The following is a 14,997-nucleotide window of genomic DNA, read 5'->3' as shown; positions in this document are numbered from 1 at the left end:
CCGGTCTGTTACATGTCGTAGGTGAAGGCTTCCACATAGCCGCGACCCTGCACGGGTTTGCCGGCCCCGGCAGAGGTCAACGGCACGGTCACGTCGGAGGGGTTTTCGCGCATGTCCTCGACGGCGGTGTCGATGTGGATCTCGTAGCCGGCGTCGATCAGCGTGTCGGCGAGGTCGAGCGTAATTCCGAGGGTCTGGCCGCTGCCGACGCTCGCGCCGGTGATGCCGTCGATCTCGGAGCTGTTGCCGCCGCTCAGACGGCGCCAGTCGGTGAGGTGGCGGTAGTATTTCGACTTGCCGCCGGCCATCCACAACGTGCCGGCATACTGCCCGGAGGCGTCGGTCACGTAGATGACGACATAGGCGCCGTCGCCGCCGTAATCGGCGAGCTGCGTCTTGAAGGTGACCTGGCGGGCCTCCGCCACGGCGGGAGCCGCCACGACGGCGGCGAGGGCAAGCGCGGATGCAATCTTGTTCATGTCTTGTCTCCAGTGATGGATCGTGAAGGGGTGATGGCGTGTGACCGCCGCAGGCAGGGGATGCCGTTCCGCGAACCACCGAAGTGGCCCGCCGGCTGGGGAAATCGAATGGGGTGCGGCCTGTTACTGGATGGTCACCTTCGGCCTGGCCCCGTTTTTGAAGAGGCCGTTTGCCGGGGGCGTTGCCGTGATCGGGGTCGGGACGGCCTCGCTGGCTGCGGTGCTGCGGCGGCCGTCGTGATCGTCGTCCTCGTCTTCGTGATCGCCGTGATGGCTTTCGCGCTTGTGGTCACGGAAGCTCTCGTCTTCCATTTCCACGATCTCCATGGTCGAAGGATTGACCTTCACCTCGATCTGCCGGCCGGAGGCGTCGGTTGCGAAGATCTGGTAGCAACCGTCGTCCGTGCGGATCTTGCGGACGGTCCAGCCGCGCTCTTCCGCCATCTTCTGGATGACGTTCCGCGGCTGCCAGTCGGCCATGGGCACGTCGCAGTCGTCGTCCGCAAGCGCGACGCCGCCGAGACCGACACAAAACAGGGCGGCTGCAAGGGCGTGATATTTCATTCTCGGTGTCCTCTGACTATTGTCTGGGCGGACCATGCATGGTCATCCTGACAGCGACCTGAAAGGCGGAACGATTTTCTTTCAGCTTGTTGTCAGCTTTGGCTGATAGCGCGTTCATGTAAATATCAAGGTGGAAAAAGGGCCGGGAATCGTGCGCGTGCTGCTGGTGGAGGATGACGGTGGGCTGGGTGCGGCGGTGCGTGACCAGATCGCCGCCGACGGACATGTCGTCGACTGGGCGCGGCGCCTCGATCTTGCCGAGGACTACCTGCGCACGACCGGTTACGACCTGATCCTCCTCGACCTGATGCTGCCGGACGGCCGGGGCATTCCCTTCCTGCGGGCGCGGCGGGGCGGTGGCGATGCGACGCCGGTCATCATCCTGACCGCGCTCGACCAGATTTCAGACCGCATCGAGGGATTGGACGCCGGCGCCGACGACTATCTGGTGAAACCCTTCGACCTCAGCGAACTCTCCGCCCGCGTGAAGGCGGTGGCGCGCCGCTATACCGGCAACCCCAATCCGCTCGTCACCATCGGTGAGCTCCAGGTCGATCTCGCCGCCCGCAGCGTCACCCGCAAAGGAAAACCCGTGTCGCTGACGGCCCGCGAATGGGTGCTCTTCGAGGCCTTCCTCCAGCATCCAGGCATGCTGCTTTCCAAGCCGCAGCTCGAGGAGCGGCTCTACTCGTTCGACGATGAGATCGAGAGCAACGCCATCGAGGTCTATGTGAGCCGGCTTCGCCGCAAGCTCGGGCACGACGTGGTCGAGACCGTGCGCGGCATGGGCTACCGGTTGCGTCAGTCATGAGGAAGCGGGCGAGCCTTCAACGACATCTGGCGATCGGGCTGGCGATCGGCGTGAGCGTGATGTGGATTGCCGCGACGGCGGCTGCGGCGCTCGTCGTGCGCGCGGAACTCGACGAAGTCTTCGACAGCGCCATGCAGGAGACCGCCCAGCGCATCCTGCCGCTTGCCGTGATCGACATCATCAGCCAGGGTGAGGAACGTCCTCCGCAACGGATTCTCTCGATCCGCAAGCATGACGAGCACCTGAACTATGTCGTGCGCGACGAGAAGGGCAATGTCCTGATGCGCTCGCACGATGCAGAGCTCAACATCTTCCCGCCCTTCGAGAAGACCGGCTTCACGACGACCGAGACACACCGGCTCTACTCCGAGTCCGCCGTGCGCGGCACTGTCACCATCACCATCGCCGAACCGCTCAGCGACCGGCGCCAGGCGACGGTGGACGCCGCGATGGCGCTTGCACTGCCGCTCGGCGCGCTGATCCCGGCGAGCATCATCGGCGTATGGTGGCTGGTCCGGCGCAGCATGCGGCCTGTCCATGTCTTCGGCGACCAGATCGAACGGCGCGGCAGCGGCGATCTCACGCCGGTGGACACGGCGTCGCTGCCGCGCGAGATCACGCCGATTGCAGACGGCGTCAACCGGCTGATGGAGCGGCTTCGGCGGGCGCTCGAGGCGGAGCGGACCTTCACCGCCAACAGCGCGCACGAGCTGCGCACCCCCATTGCCGCCGCCCTGGCGCAGACCCAACGGCTGGTCGCCGAGGCGCCACACGGCCCGTTGCAGGACCGGGCGAGGGACATCGAGGGGGCGTTGCACTCACTCGCCCGGCTGGGAGAAAAGCTGATGCAGCTCGCCAAGGCGGAAGGCGGCGGCCTCATTGCCGCGACGCCCCACAACCTGGTGCCGATCCTCTCGCTCGTCGCCAATGACTTCAATCGGACAGCGACGACGGCGGGCCGACTCAACCTTCAGCTGCCGAAGGAGCCGGTAATGTCGCGCATGGATGCGGACGTCTTCGCGATCCTCGCCCGCAATCTCATCGAAAACGGCCTGAAGCACGCCCCCGCCGACACGCGGGTCGAGGTGTCCCTGACGTCGGAACGGGTGTTTTCCGTCAGCAATGCCGGGCCGCCGGTCGCCCCGGAGGTGCTGAAGACGCTGACGCGGCGTTTCGCCCGCGGCGAAACCTCGGCCGACGGAACGGGGCTCGGCCTGGCGATCGCGGAATCCATTGCCGCCGGTGCGGGCGCGCGGCTCGAACTGCTCTCGCCGGCGAGCGGCCGGGAGGACGGGTTCGAGGCGAGGGTCTATCTGGATCAGGGCCAGACGTAGGCTCTCGAAGCGTCAGAGTTCCGGTATGGGCAACCGTCCTCAGCCATGCCTCTGGAGGATGAATAACCAACGCACCCATGCACCGTTTTTGTCGATACTTTGCCGTCTTGCAATTTATAATAAACTGCATATTCTAAGAACAGAAGAGTGCAAGGGATTTGGACTATGGCGGCTGAAACCATTGACCATGGCATGCTTGCCGAATTGGCGGAGGCTGGGGCAGTCCGTGCTGCGCATGTTGTCGGGCAGCCCGGCGGCTGGTCGCTCAGGGTAAAATACGGGGCGGCAGAGCGTATGCTTGCTGCACAACGCAGTCGGCAGGTGCGTATTTTCCGGCGTATGGAAACCCTTGTTTCCTATCTCAAAGACTTGGGAATTGAACGCTTCGACGTAGACGCAGCTGATTATGAGGCCGAGGGTGGAAAGTCGCGGCCGGATCGGGCCGAGGCGATGCGCCGCGCGCACGAAGCTGCAGCACACGACAAGTGGTTTCGTGCGCAGGTCGAGGACGCCATGAGCGAAGCCGACGACCCGAATACGAAATGGGTGTCCCACGAGGTGGTCAAGCAGGGCATGGCTCGCCAGCGGGCCAAACTGCTGGCGCGCATCAACGGCGATGACGCGTGAACATCGTCTGGTTGCCAAAGGCGCAAGCAGGTCTCGTCCACGCCGTAGACTACATCGCGCAGGAAAACCCCCGCGCTGCGATCGATCAACTCCTGGAGATCGAGCAGCAGAGTGACATGCTGGCGGATCATCCAGAGATCGGTCGTGTCGGACGGCGACGCGGAACTCGCGAACTGGTCATAAGTCGCACGCCCGTCATTCTTGTCTATCGCGTACGCGCAAGAGTAGAGCGTGTCGAGATCCTGCGCCTTCTCCATGGGGCACAAAAGTGGCCCTGAAGGAGGGGATCGGCAACTGGTTGGCTTGGGGCCCGCTTGGGGCATTGTCGCTGCGTCCTGATGTCAAGCCTCACAGCAAGAGGCCCTGCGCTCCGTCGATCCAGAGCGGTGTGCCGGTGATGTGGCGCGCCCGATCCGACGACAGGAAGACGATCGCGTCAGCGACATCTCCGCTTGTGCCCGGCCGGCCGTCGCTCAACGGCACCTTGCCCTCGGGATATTCCACGGGAAATGCCGTCTCTTCCGGATGGCGGATCGAAGTGTTCTCCTCGATGCTGGTCGCGATGGCGCCGGGGCAGACGGCGTTCACCCGGATGTGATGGCGCGCAAGCTCCAATGCCGTCTGCTGGACGATGGCGACCTGGGCGGCCTTGGTCGCCGTATAGGCCGACGCGCCGGGCGAGCTGAAGGTGCGGGTGCCATTGATCGAGGAAACCACGACGATCGCGCCGCCGCCGTTCGCCTTCATATGCGGCACGCAGAAATGCAGGGTCAGATAGGTGCCGCGAAGGTTGACGGCGATCGTGCGGTCGAATTCCGGTGGCTGGAGTTCGTCGATCGGCGCCCAGACGCCGTTGATGCCGGCATTGGCGACGACAACGTCCGGTGGGCCGAAGCGGTCGACGAGATCGCGCACGGCAGCGCGCATCTGGTCTTCGTCCGACACGTCGGCGACAAGCGCCACTGCACGCCCGCCGCGCCGTTCGATTTCTTCCTGCACGTCTTCGAGTTCGTCCCTGGTCCGGCCGAGGAGCCCGACGGATGCCCCGAGCGCGGCGAACTGCAGGGCGGTCGCCCTGCCGATGCCGGAGCCGGCTCCCGTCACCAGAACGGTCTTTCCCTGAAAATCCATGATCGTCCTCCTGCCGGTTCCGCCATGCCGCGCCGCGCCACTGGTGGCGCCGGTGAGGCGAAGGTTGAACCCGGAACGCTGCCGGAAGGTTCCTCGGGACCGGTCTGCCGGCGACGGGAGAGCGTTTGCGAGATTGTTCTCTCAGCAATTTCAGGTTACGCTAAAATAGCGGCGGACCTTTCGTGAGCCAGCGTCGTTTAGCCTTCATACGGGAGGAGAAGATGACCCATCACGTTCACAATCGCCAGGTACGCGTACCCGGCAAGAAGCCTGTCTATGACGTCTCCGAATACTGCCGGCGCAACGGCATCGACAAGGCCGAAGCCCGCAAACTTATAAAGGCGCTCGGCCAGTTTGCGACCCATCACGAACTGACGATGAACGCCGTGGCCCGCCCGCCGAAATACCGGTAAGTCACCGCCGCTTCATGCGGCACTCGGGTCGGGTTTCTCAGAGCGCGTCCAGCTCCGCGCGGTGCCGCTGCATCGCGCGGAATCGTGTGTAGTCCCGATCGTAAAGCGAGCGGGTTGCCGGGTTGGGACGCATGACGGTGACGGGACGGGCCATCGCCGCACCCGCCTCGGCGAGCGTGGCAAAAAGGCCGGCGGCGGTCGCCGCATTTATCGCCGTGCCGAGGAGAACGGCGTCTTCGGTCTGCGCGACAGCGATCTCGCGCCGTGTGACATCGGCATAGAGCTCGACGAGAAGCGGATTCCTGACATGCCCGCCGGTCAGGTGCAGCCGTTCCGGAGCGAAACCGCTCGTTTCCAAGGTCTCGAGGATCTGGCGCAGGCCGAGCGCGATCGCCACACAGGCCCGCCAGTAGACCCGGCACAGCCCGTCGAAGGAGGCGTCGAGGGTCAGGCCGGCGATCGTTCCCGTCAGCCTGTCATCCGCAAACGGCGACCGGTTTCCGTGAAAGTCGGGCAGAATGTTGATCCGCTCGCCGAAGTTTGTACCTTCTTCCGCCCGCATCTCCATGATGCGAGCTATCACCCGCTGGTGCGCTGCAGTTGTCGCACCACCGCCCTCGACATGGGCAAGCAGGATGTGGCCGAGGAGCCCCCCTGTCGCCGACTGCCCCGCCTCGATCAGCCACTGGCCCGGAAAGATCGCCTCGAAATAGGGTCCCCAGATGCTGCGTCCAAAAAGCGGGGACGGGGCGAAGCCGACGAGGCAGCTCGACGTGCCGGCGATCAGCGCGGCCTGCCGCGACAGTTCGCCGGGTTCCGCCGCCACCGGGCCGAGAACACCGAGGGCGCCGGCATAGGCATCCACCATGCCGGCGGCGACCGTGATGCCGGGATCGAGGCCGAGTTCCGCCGCCGCCCAGGGCGAGAGAACGCCGACCGGGCGGCCGACGGCAACGCCTTCTTCCGGCAGACCGCCGCGGGCGACGAGATCATCAAGGCCGATCGCCGAGAGGAAGTCCGGCTGCCAGCCCTTCCCCTCATGGGCGAGGAAATTCCATTTTGCCGTCAGCGTGCACAGCGAGCGGGCAGGGGAGCCGGTCGCGCGCCAGGTGAGGAAGTCCGCGAGGTCGAAGAAGAGCCCGGCGCTCGCCCAGAGATCAGGCCTCTGCCGCTTGAGCCACATCAGTTTGGGAAGCTGCATCTCGGGTGACATGACCTCGCCGCAATGGGCGAGCACCGGGTGGCCGGTGCGGGTGCATTCCTCCGCTTCCGCCGAGGCCCGGTGATCGAGCCAGGACATAGTGTCGAAGGTGACACCACCTTCCTCGGCCAGCGCGATCTTCGAACCGTTTTCCGCGCGCAGCACCAGCGAACAGGTTGCGTCGAAGCCAACCGCTGCAACTTTTTCGGCCGCTATGCCGGAGGCGGCGAGCGCCTCGCGCACGGCCTTGCAGCTCGCCTGCCAGATGTCTTCGGAATCGTGTTCGCCGCGCTCGGCGCCCGGACGGCGGAGCAGGATCGGATGTTCGCGCCGCGCCAGCAGATTGCCCGCCGCATCGAAGACACCGGCCCGCGCGCTGGCGGTCCCCACGTCGACCGCAATCACGTGATCGCGCATTCTGGCCCGCTTCCGTCCCTATTCTTTTGCGACAAGGTGGATCAAATCGGCCATGGCGTCAAACGTGGCGTCGGGTGCCAGTGCTTCGAGCGCCGCACGGTAGGACGCGAAATGCGTATGCGAGCCACCGGTGAAGGCAAAGACGGTCATGCCGGCGGCCTTGGCCGCCTCGATACCGGCCGGGCTGTCCTCGATCACGATACAATCGCCGGGTGTGCGGCCCATCCGTTCGGCGGTATGGAGGAAGAGGTCAGGCGCGGGCTTGCCGCGGGCGACCATCGCCGCGCTGAAGATGTTCGGGTCGAAGCGGTCGATCAGTCCGGTGACGGTGAGCGAGAGGCGGATGCGCTCCATGTGGCTCGACGAGGCGACGCACCAGCCGATGCCGTGGGCCTGCAGCGCCTCGAGGGCGTCGATGACGCCGGGGATTGGGCGAAGAGCCGCCCGGAAGCGGGCAAAGAGGTCCTGGCGCAGCCGTTCGAGGAAGGCCTCGTCCATGTCGAGGCCAAATTCCTCGCGGGCGGCGGCAATGACGGTCGAGAGGCTCCGTCCGAGAAAGCGACGATAGGCGCCGGCCTCGTCGATCAATACGCCGGCGCGTGCGAAGGAGGCGACGAGCACCTCGATCGAGATCGGCTCGCTGTCGACGAGGACGCCGTCGCAATCGAAGATGACGAGCCTCTTCTCCGGGACCATCGGGTCTCCTCTGTCGTTTCAGGCAAGCTGACCGTCGAGATATTTCCGCAGGGTTGCGGCGGTTCCGTTTTGCCGGAGGCTGGCGAGCGCCCCGGTGAATCGGGTGACGAAACGCGGATTTGTCCCGACGTCACCGAAGATGTCGCCGAGGGCGAGAAAGGCCTTCGGATCCTGCCGGGCGGCAAGGGCGGCCGTCTGAAGCCGCTCGGCGTTTACGTCGTTGAATGCGATCGCCTTGCCACTGTCCGAAACACCTTCGCAATACCGGCACCAGAGAGCCGAGACGAGGGCGAGCCCGGTAACGTCGAGCCCTTTCGCCAGGCGGTCGGCGGTCGACGGCAGGATGAATTTCGGCTGGCGGTTCGATCCGTCCTGGGCAAGCCGCGGAATGGTGTCGCCGATCTTCGGATTGGCGAAGCGGCGTTCGATCAGCGCATAGTAGTCGATGAGCCTGGTATCGGGAACCGGCGGCACGACGGGGATGATCTCGTCGTTCTCGAGCTTGGCGAGAAAGCCGCGGATCAGCGGGTTCTCCATGGCCTCGTGGACGTAGTGGATGTCCATCAGCGCCGCCGGGTAGGCGATTGCCGCGTGGCCGCCATTCAGGATGCGAAGCTTCATCAGCTCGTAGGGTGCGACATCCGGCACGAAGGTGACGCCCACCTCTTCAAGCGCCGGGCGCCCGAGCGGGAACCTGTCCTCCAGCACCCATTGCTTGAATTCCTCGCAGAAGACCGGCCAGCCGTCCTCGATGCCGTAGGTGTCGCGGGCAATGGCGATCTCCCGCTCGCCGGTCGCCGGCGTGATGCGGTCGACCATCGCATTCGGAAAAGCGACGTTTTCGTGAATCCAGTGGGCGAAGGCCGGGTCGGAGAGCCTGGCGAGCCCGCAGACGGTCGCTTCCGTCACCTCGCCATTGCCGGGGATGTTGTCGCAGCACATGACGGTGAACGGCGGGAGACCGGCCGCGCCGCGTGCCTTCAGCCCGGCGATGATGAGGCCGAAGACGGTCTTCGGATGATCGGGGTCGGCAGCGTCTGCCGCAATCGCGGGATGGGTGGGGTCGAACTTGCCCGTCGCCGGGTCGATGAAGTAGCCACCCTCGGTGATCGTCAACGAGACGATGCGGATGGCAGGATCGGCGAGCGTCGCGACGATCCGGTCGAAGTCGGGCGCGGTGATGATGTCGACCATCGGGCCGGTGACGGTTGCGGCAGAACGGGCGACATCCTGCTCGACCACGGTGGTCAGATAGTCCTGCGCCTTCAACGTGTCCCGCATCTTTTGGTCCGACGGCATGACGCCGGCGCCGATGATCGCCCAATCGAGATCGCGCCCGCGATTGAAGAGTTCGTGGAGGTAGACGGCCATGTGGGCGCGGTGGAAATTGCCCACCCCGAAATGCACGATGCCGGCCTTGAGGCTCGCCCTGTCATAGACGGGAACGGAGGCCCTCGCGGCAATGGCGGGCAGGTTGGCGAGCGAGAGTTTGAAGGTCATGGGGAAGTCCTCGGATTGATGCGCCGGCCGAGCGTTCAGCTCATCCAGTTGCCGCCGTCGACATTGTAGGTCTGGGCGACGATGTAGTCGGCCGCTGCGGTGGCGAGGAAGATCGCCATGCCGGTCAGGTCTTCGGCGCGTCCCATCCGGCCGAAAGGCACGGCTTCCCCGACCAGCTTCTTCTTCTCGCCGAGCGGGCGGTTTTCGTATTTCGCGAACAGGGCATCGACACCGTCCCAGTGCTCGCCGTCGACGACGCCGGGGGCGATCGCGTTGACGTTGATGCCGTGCTTGATGAGGTCGAGCCCGGCCGACTGCGTGAGCGAGATGACCGCGGCCTTGGTGGCGCAGTAGACGGCGACAAGCGCCTCGCCACGGCGGCCGGCCTGGCTCGCCATGTTGATGATCTTGCCGCCCTTTCCTTTGGCGATCATCGACTTTGCCGCCGCCTGCAGCATGAACAGCGTGCCCGCGACGTTGATCGAGAAGAGCCGGTCGAAGCTTTCCCGGCTGATCTCGACGATCGGTGCGAGGTCGAAGAGAGCGGCGTTGTTGACGAGAATGTCGAGCCCGCCGGCTCGATCCTCGACGGTTTTCACTGCGGCATCGATGGAGGCCTGGTCCGTGACGTCGAGGCGGATCGCATAGGCCGAGGGGCCGATCTCTTCGGCGGTGCGTGTCGCCCGGTCGAGATCGATATCGGCGATCGCGACCGTCGCCCCTTCGCGGACATAGGCCTCGGCGAAAGCACGACCGATGCCGCGGGCCGAGCCGGTGATCAGGGCCGATTTGCCTTGCAGTCGTCCCGTCATAGGGCAAGTCCCTTCGTATCGAACTTGTGGAGATGGCCGGGCTCGGGGGTGACGAAGACCTCGTCGCCGTGCCGGACCGGGACGTCGCCGCCGGTGCGGGTGGTGAGCGTGCCGATGCCCGGAACATCGACATGCAGGAAGGTGTCGGAGCCGAGATGTTCGGCCACCGTGACCTTACCCTTCCAGCGACCCGTTTCGGTCGAAAGGGTGAGGTGTTCCGGACGGATGCCGATCGTGTGCGCACGTTCGTCGGTCGCCGTCCGGCCGGAGATCAGGTTCATCTTCGGCGAGCCGATGAAACCGGCGACGAAGACGTTGGCGGGGCGGCGGTAGAGGTCGAGCGGCGAGCCGACCTGTTCGATGCGGCCCTTGTTGAGCACGACGATCTTGTCGGCCATGGTCATCGCCTCGACCTGGTCGTGGGTGACATAGATCGAGGTGGCGCCGAGCTTGTGGTGGAGTTCGGTGATTTCGAGGCGCATGGCGACGCGCAGTGCCGCATCGAGGTTGGAGAGCGGCTCGTCGAAGAGGAAACAGCGGGGCGAGCGGACGATCGCCCGGCCGATCGCGACGCGCTGGCGCTGGCCGCCGGAGAGCGCGCGCGGCTTGCGGTCGAGATAGTCGCCGAGGTTGAGGATGCGCGCGGCTTCCTCGACCTTGCGGTCGATTTCGGCCTTGTCGACATTCGCCATCTTGAGCGGGAAGCCGATATTGGAGCGCACGCTCATATGCGGATAGAGGGCGTAGGACTGGAAGACCATGGCGAGCCCGCGCCGTGCCGGCGCCGTTGCCGTCTCGTCCTTGCCGTCGATGATGATCCTGCCGCCGGACGCGTCCTCGAGCCCGGCGATCAGCCGCAGCAGCGTGGACTTGCCGCAGCCGGACGGGCCGACGAAGACGACGAACTCGCCGTCGTTGATTTCGAGGTCGATCGAGGGGATGACCGCGTGCTCGCCGAAGGATTTGGAGAGCTGTTCGAGCCTGATGCTTCCCATGATGGTCGTTCCTTACTTGACGGCGCCGAAGGTGAGCCCGCGCACCAGTTGCCTCTGACTGAACCAGCCGAGAATGACGATCGGCGCGATGGCGAGCGTCGAGGCGGCCGAGAGCTTGGCCCAGAACAGGCCTTGCGGGCTCGAGAAGGTGGCGATGAAGGCGGTGAGCGGCGCGGCGTTGGTTGTGGTCAGGCGGATGGTCCAGAAGGACTCGTTCCAGGCGAGAATGATGTTGAGGAGCAGGGTCGAGGCGATACCGGGAACCGCCATCGGCGTCAGCACGTAGACGATTTCGCCGAAGAGCGTTGCTCCGTCCATGCGGGCGGCTTCGAGGATCTCGCCGGGGATTTCCCGGAAATAGGTGTAGAGCATCCAGACGACGATCGGCAGGTTGATCAGCGTCAGCATGACGGTGAGGCCGATGCGGGTGTCGAGCAGGCCGAAATCGCGGAACAGGAGATAGATCGGGACGAGGACGGCGACACCCGGCATCATCTTGGTGGAAAGCATCCACATCAGGATGTCCTTGGTCCGCTTCGTCGGGGAGAAGGCCATCGCCCAGGCGGCGGGAATGCCGACGAGAAGGGCAAGCAGCGTCGAGCCGACCGAGAGCACCACCGAGTTCATGAAGGGTTTCAGATAGTCGCGCTGCGTCTGGACCGTCACGTAGCTTTCGAGCGTGAAGGACGGCACGAGGTCAAAGCCCTGGATCGCCTCGGTCTCGGTCTTCAGGCTGGTGATGATCGTGTAGAGGATCGGGAAGAAGATCAGCAGCGCGACGACCCAGGCGAGGGCAGTGACGGCGATCTTGCGGCGGGTGGTGATGCTGCGTGCCATGGTCGTCTCCTCAGCGGTCGAGATTTCTGCCGACGGCGCGCATCAGGAAGAAGGCGACGACGTTGGCGAGCACGACGGCGATGATGCTCCCGGCCGAGGCGCCGCCGACGTCGTAGCCGAGGAGCGCCGTGCGGTAGATCAGGAAGGCGAGATTGGTGGAAGCGTAGCCCGGCCCGCCGTTGGTGGTGACCAGGATTTCCGCATAGACGCCGAGCAGGAAGATTGTCTGGATCAGGATGACGACGGTGATCGCGCGGGCGAGATGCGGCAGCGTCAGATAGATGAACTGGTTCAGCGCATTGGCGCCGTCCATTTCGGCGGCCTCCATCTGCTCCGCATCCATCGACTGGAGCGCGGTGAGCAGGATGAGGGTGGCGAAGGGGAGCCACTGCCAGGCGACGATGATGATGATCGACACCAGCGGATATTGCGCGAACCAGTCGACCGGCGTGAGCCCGAGCGCCCGGCTCATGTCGGCGAGCACGCCGTAGCCCGGATGCATGATCATGTTCTTCCAGACGAGGGCGGCGACCGGCGGCATGACGAAGAACGGCGAGATGACCATGATCCGCACCAGCCCCTGGCCGAAGATCGGCTGGTCGAGCAGAAGCGCGACGGAGATCCCGCCGATGACCGTGACGAGGAGCACGCCGCCGACGATCAGAAGCGTGTTCCACAGCGACTGGAAGAAGGCCGGGTCGGTGTAGAAATAGCGGTAGTTGAAGAGGCCCGCGAAGCTGACATTGGCCGGGTTCAGGAGATTGTAGTTCTGGAACGAGAACCAGAGCGTCATTGCCAGCGGCACGATCATCCAGATGAGCAGGAGCCCGACCGACGGCGCCATCATCATGCGCGCCAGTCCCCGTGTGTTTTCCGTTGCCATGGTGCAGCCACCCTGAATTGTGAGGGAGAGGGCAGGGGCCTATCCGTCGGTCGTTGATCCTCCATCGGACTGCTCTCCCCAGCCTGGCGGGAGAGAACGATGCCGATGTCCGCGCCGCCCGGACCGCAGTCCGGGCGGCGTTGCGTTCGGGAGGTCGAGCTACTTGATGTATCCGGCGCGGGTCATTTCGCGTTCGGAGAGGCTCTGCGCCTGGGCAAGCGCGTCATCCACCGACATCTGGCCGGCAAGGGCGGCCGAGAAGAGCTGCCCGACCGAGGTGCCGAGGCTCTGGAATTCGGGGATCGCCACGAACTGAACGCCGACATAGGGCACCGGCTTGACGCTCGGGTTCTTCGGGTCGGCCGCGTTGATGGAGTCGAGCGTCATCTTCGCGAAAGGCGCCGCCTTCTGGTATTCCGGGTTCTCATAGAGCGAGGTACGGGTGCCGGGGGGAACGTTCGCCCAGCCCTCCTTGGCCGCGACGAGTTCGAGATAGCCCTTGCCGGTCGCCCAGGCGATGAACTTTTCCGCGGCTTCCGCCTTTTGCGAGCCTGCCGGGATCGCGAGGTTCCAGGCCCAGAGCCAGTTGCCGCGCTTGCCGAGACCGGTGTCGGGGGCAAGCGCGAAGCCGACCTTGTCGGCGACGGTTGAATCCTTCGGATTGGTCACGAAGGATGCGGCGACCGTGGCGTCGATCCAGATGCCACACTTGCCCTGCTGGAAGAGCGCGAGGTTCTCGTTGAAGCCGTTCGAGGAGGCGCCTTGCGGGCCGGCGTCGTTCATCAGCTTGACGTAGAAGTCGAGCGTGTTCTTCCATTCCGGCTGGTCGAACTGCGGCTTCCAGTTCTCGTCGAACCAGCGGGCACCGAAGGCGTTGGCGGTCGCCGTCAGGAAGGCCATGTTCTCGCCCCAGCCGGCCTTGCCGCGCAGGCAGATGCCGTTGATGCCGTGCTCACGGTCGGTCATCTTGCGGGCCGCATCGGCCACGAAGTCCCAGGTCGGGGCGTCGGGCATGGTGAGCCCGGCTTTCTCCATCAGGTCCTTGCGGTACATGACCATCGAGCTTTCGCCGTAGAAGGGCGCGGCATAAAGCTTGCCGTCGTCGCCGGTGAGACCCGAGCGGATCGCCGGCAGCAGGTCGTCGACGTCATAGTCGGCGCCGAGATTGTCGAGCGGCAGCAGCCAGCCCTGCTTGGTCCAGATCGGAACCTCATACGTGCCGATGGTCATGATGTCGTACTGCCCGCCCTTGGTGGCGATGTCCGTCGTCACGCGCTCGCGCAGAACGTTTTCCTCGAGCGTCACCCACTCGACCTTAATGTCGGGGTTCTTGCTGGTGAAATCGTCCGTCAGTCCCTGCATGCGGATCATGTCGCCGTTGTTCACGGTCGCGATCGTCAGCGTCTCGGCCGAGGCGATCCCGGCGAGCGCAAGGGCCGAGCAGGCGCCCAGCAACAAGGTCTTCAATGTCATGTCTTCCTCCCAATGTGAGCATTTGCGCGCTTAATGAGCAAATACTCGATTTGACGACGAAGAATGTCAATGCGGATTCCATGCTGCGGCGCCGCATGAACTGACTAAGTCTTTGTCTGAACGGGGAGAAATTTCCCCTGACACACAGGGGAAGCTGCCACTGGCATGCACATGGACGTCGGACTAATCAGCGGGTCGGCAAAACCGGAACGCACCGCTGCAAACAATGCGTTCTATTCGGGCTGTGCGCTCACAATATCGAGGATAAGCTCAGCCAGGGGCGCTTCGTGACCGCTAAAGCTCTCGATCATGGCCCCAAGAACGCGGTCACGCTCCAAGACATCCGGATTGAACGGTAGTGCTGCGTTCTCGGCCAGCAGGCTCATGAAGGCCAATTGCATACGGCCATTTCCCTCACGAACAGGGTGAACCGCATTGATCTCGGCGAGCGTGTGGGCGGCCTCGATTGCAAAAGCCGCGGGGGAAAGGCCCTGCAGATGGTCCCGGGCCGCAAGATCGGCAAATATCCGGTTCATCTCCTTGTCGATGTACTCGGGATAAGGGAACCAGTTCGCGTTCGGCGGTGTAGACCAAGGGCTAGGCTGATATTTTCGCGAACTGGGCGCGGACCAGCGCTCTTTGCTCGTCGGCGGTCTTGCCAGACGCTGCGTCAAGAATCCGCTTTATGCGCGGGGTCAGCGCCAGCCCCTCAACCGAGGTGATCTTCTCCGCGCGTTCGCGGGTCAAGCGGCCTGGCTTGAGCTTCATCATGGAGTTGGCAGATCGGTTCATCATGGTGCAAGCCTATCACATCTGTACGTGAG

Annotated in this window: 18 protein-coding genes; 5 read left to right on the top strand and 13 right to left on the bottom strand. The window is 64.5% G+C overall.

Features of this window, described 5'->3' with window-relative positions; genetic code table 11:
• Positions 1-8: 8 nt before the first annotated feature.
• Both ACM6UT_RS15220 and ACM6UT_RS15215 read right to left on the bottom strand, forming a co-directional pair.
• Positions 9-479: a DUF2271 domain-containing protein gene (locus tag ACM6UT_RS15220; protein ID WP_416798188.1), complete on the bottom strand. Its 471-nt coding sequence runs from the start codon at positions 477-479 to the stop codon at positions 9-11.
• Between the two features lie 123 nt (positions 480-602).
• Entirely contained in the window at positions 603-1,043 is a 441-nt protein-coding gene (locus ACM6UT_RS15215; protein WP_416798187.1) for a PepSY domain-containing protein, read from the bottom strand.
• 151 nt (positions 1,044-1,194) lie between these two features.
• Here ACM6UT_RS15215 and ACM6UT_RS15210 point away from each other — a divergent pair, with 151 nt between their 5' ends.
• The 4 genes from ACM6UT_RS15210 (at position 1,195) to ACM6UT_RS15195 (ending at position 4,093) form a co-directional block, all read left to right on the top strand.
• Positions 1,195-1,854, top strand: coding sequence for a response regulator transcription factor (locus ACM6UT_RS15210; RefSeq protein WP_416798261.1), 660 nt, complete (start codon positions 1,195-1,197; stop codon positions 1,852-1,854).
• Positions 1,851-3,188 carry an ATP-binding protein gene (locus tag ACM6UT_RS15205; protein WP_416798186.1) on the top strand — a complete coding sequence of 446 codons (1,338 nt, stop codon included), beginning with the start codon at positions 1,851-1,853 and terminating at the stop codon, positions 3,186-3,188. The genes ACM6UT_RS15210 and ACM6UT_RS15205 overlap by 4 nt, the downstream gene beginning before the upstream one ends.
• A 165-nt stretch (positions 3,189-3,353) precedes the next feature.
• A complete protein-coding gene (locus ACM6UT_RS15200) occupies positions 3,354-3,815 on the top strand; it encodes a hypothetical protein (RefSeq protein WP_416798185.1) in 462 nt (153 codons plus the stop codon).
• Positions 3,812-4,093: a type II toxin-antitoxin system RelE/ParE family toxin gene (locus ACM6UT_RS15195; RefSeq protein ID WP_416798184.1), complete on the top strand. Its 282-nt coding sequence runs from the start codon at positions 3,812-3,814 to the stop codon at positions 4,091-4,093. Before ACM6UT_RS15200 ends, ACM6UT_RS15195 begins: the two co-directional genes overlap by 4 nt.
• A gap of 70 nt (positions 4,094-4,163) precedes the next feature.
• On the opposite strand, the gene ACM6UT_RS15190 is transcribed toward ACM6UT_RS15195, so the two are convergent.
• Positions 4,164-4,946, bottom strand: a complete 783-nt coding sequence (locus tag ACM6UT_RS15190; RefSeq protein ID WP_416798183.1) for an SDR family oxidoreductase — start codon at positions 4,944-4,946, stop codon at positions 4,164-4,166.
• Between the two features lie 221 nt (positions 4,947-5,167).
• Here ACM6UT_RS15190 and ACM6UT_RS15185 point away from each other — a divergent pair, with 221 nt between their 5' ends.
• Positions 5,168-5,359, top strand: a complete 192-nt coding sequence (locus ACM6UT_RS15185; protein ID WP_416798182.1) for a hypothetical protein — start codon at positions 5,168-5,170, stop codon at positions 5,357-5,359.
• Between the two features lie 37 nt (positions 5,360-5,396).
• Here the strand turns inward: ACM6UT_RS15185 and ACM6UT_RS15180 are convergent, their stop codons facing one another.
• The 10 genes from ACM6UT_RS15180 to ACM6UT_RS15135 form a co-directional block, all read right to left on the bottom strand.
• Positions 5,397-6,977, bottom strand: coding sequence for an FGGY-family carbohydrate kinase (locus tag ACM6UT_RS15180; RefSeq protein ID WP_416798181.1), 1,581 nt, complete (start codon positions 6,975-6,977; stop codon positions 5,397-5,399).
• Positions 6,978-6,995: 18 nt separating this feature from the next.
• Positions 6,996-7,673: an HAD family hydrolase gene (locus tag ACM6UT_RS15175; RefSeq protein ID WP_416798180.1), complete on the bottom strand. Its 678-nt coding sequence runs from the start codon at positions 7,671-7,673 to the stop codon at positions 6,996-6,998.
• A gap of 18 nt (positions 7,674-7,691) precedes the next feature.
• Complete coding sequence (locus ACM6UT_RS15170) at positions 7,692-9,173, bottom strand: mannitol dehydrogenase family protein (RefSeq protein ID WP_416798179.1); 1,482 nt, start codon at positions 9,171-9,173, stop codon at positions 7,692-7,694.
• Between the two features lie 35 nt (positions 9,174-9,208).
• Positions 9,209-9,985: an L-iditol 2-dehydrogenase gene (locus ACM6UT_RS15165; RefSeq protein WP_416798178.1), complete on the bottom strand. Its 777-nt coding sequence runs from the start codon at positions 9,983-9,985 to the stop codon at positions 9,209-9,211.
• Entirely contained in the window at positions 9,982-10,980 is a 999-nt protein-coding gene (locus ACM6UT_RS15160; protein WP_416798177.1) for an ABC transporter ATP-binding protein, read from the bottom strand. Before ACM6UT_RS15160 ends, ACM6UT_RS15165 begins: the two co-directional genes overlap by 4 nt.
• A 12-nt stretch (positions 10,981-10,992) precedes the next feature.
• Positions 10,993-11,817, bottom strand: coding sequence for a carbohydrate ABC transporter permease (locus ACM6UT_RS15155; RefSeq protein ID WP_416798176.1), 825 nt, complete (start codon positions 11,815-11,817; stop codon positions 10,993-10,995).
• Positions 11,818-11,827: 10 nt separating this feature from the next.
• Positions 11,828-12,700 carry a carbohydrate ABC transporter permease gene (locus ACM6UT_RS15150; protein WP_416798175.1) on the bottom strand — a complete coding sequence of 291 codons (873 nt, stop codon included), beginning with the start codon at positions 12,698-12,700 and terminating at the stop codon, positions 11,828-11,830.
• Between the two features lie 159 nt (positions 12,701-12,859).
• On the bottom strand, positions 12,860-14,173 hold the full coding sequence (locus ACM6UT_RS15145) for an ABC transporter substrate-binding protein (RefSeq protein WP_416798174.1): 1,314 nt from the start codon (positions 14,171-14,173) through the stop codon (positions 12,860-12,862).
• 233 nt (positions 14,174-14,406) lie between these two features.
• Positions 14,407-14,847, bottom strand: coding sequence for a Fic family protein (locus ACM6UT_RS15140; RefSeq protein WP_416798173.1), 441 nt, complete (start codon positions 14,845-14,847; stop codon positions 14,407-14,409).
• Complete coding sequence (locus ACM6UT_RS15135) at positions 14,771-14,968, bottom strand: hypothetical protein (RefSeq protein WP_416798172.1); 198 nt, start codon at positions 14,966-14,968, stop codon at positions 14,771-14,773. Before ACM6UT_RS15135 ends, ACM6UT_RS15140 begins: the two co-directional genes overlap by 77 nt.
• Positions 14,969-14,997 lie beyond the last annotated feature (29 nt).

It is taken from the genome of Ciceribacter azotifigens, from assembly GCF_048159625.1.
Classification (GTDB): Bacteria; Pseudomonadota; Alphaproteobacteria; order Rhizobiales; family Rhizobiaceae; genus Allorhizobium; species Allorhizobium azotifigens.
This window is presented reverse-complemented; position numbering and strand designations above follow the sequence as displayed.

Coding starts and splice junctions, on each gene's coding strand:
- ACM6UT_RS15190 (WP_416798183.1), bottom strand. CDS start 4,946: ATGGATTTTCAGGGAAAGACCGTTCTGGTGACGGGAGCCGGCTCCGGC.
- ACM6UT_RS15155 (WP_416798176.1), bottom strand. CDS start 11,817: ATGGCACGCAGCATCACCACCCGCCGCAAGATCGCCGTCACTGCCCTC.
- ACM6UT_RS15150 (WP_416798175.1), bottom strand. CDS start 12,700: ATGGCAACGGAAAACACACGGGGACTGGCGCGCATGATGATGGCGCCG.
- ACM6UT_RS15170 (WP_416798179.1), bottom strand. CDS start 9,173: ATGACCTTCAAACTCTCGCTCGCCAACCTGCCCGCCATTGCCGCGAGG.
- ACM6UT_RS15145 (WP_416798174.1), bottom strand. CDS start 14,173: ATGACATTGAAGACCTTGTTGCTGGGCGCCTGCTCGGCCCTTGCGCTC.
- ACM6UT_RS15200 (WP_416798185.1), top strand. CDS start 3,354: ATGGCGGCTGAAACCATTGACCATGGCATGCTTGCCGAATTGGCGGAG.
- ACM6UT_RS15165 (WP_416798178.1), bottom strand. CDS start 9,985: ATGACGGGACGACTGCAAGGCAAATCGGCCCTGATCACCGGCTCGGCC.
- ACM6UT_RS15185 (WP_416798182.1), top strand. CDS start 5,168: ATGACCCATCACGTTCACAATCGCCAGGTACGCGTACCCGGCAAGAAG.
- ACM6UT_RS15215 (WP_416798187.1), bottom strand. CDS start 1,043: ATGAAATATCACGCCCTTGCAGCCGCCCTGTTTTGTGTCGGTCTCGGC.
- ACM6UT_RS15135 (WP_416798172.1), bottom strand. CDS start 14,968: ATGATGAACCGATCTGCCAACTCCATGATGAAGCTCAAGCCAGGCCGC.
- ACM6UT_RS15220 (WP_416798188.1), bottom strand. CDS start 479: ATGAACAAGATTGCATCCGCGCTTGCCCTCGCCGCCGTCGTGGCGGCT.
- ACM6UT_RS15175 (WP_416798180.1), bottom strand. CDS start 7,673: ATGGTCCCGGAGAAGAGGCTCGTCATCTTCGATTGCGACGGCGTCCTC.
- ACM6UT_RS15180 (WP_416798181.1), bottom strand. CDS start 6,977: ATGCGCGATCACGTGATTGCGGTCGACGTGGGGACCGCCAGCGCGCGG.
- ACM6UT_RS15205 (WP_416798186.1), top strand. CDS start 1,851: ATGAGGAAGCGGGCGAGCCTTCAACGACATCTGGCGATCGGGCTGGCG.
- ACM6UT_RS15160 (WP_416798177.1), bottom strand. CDS start 10,980: ATGGGAAGCATCAGGCTCGAACAGCTCTCCAAATCCTTCGGCGAGCAC.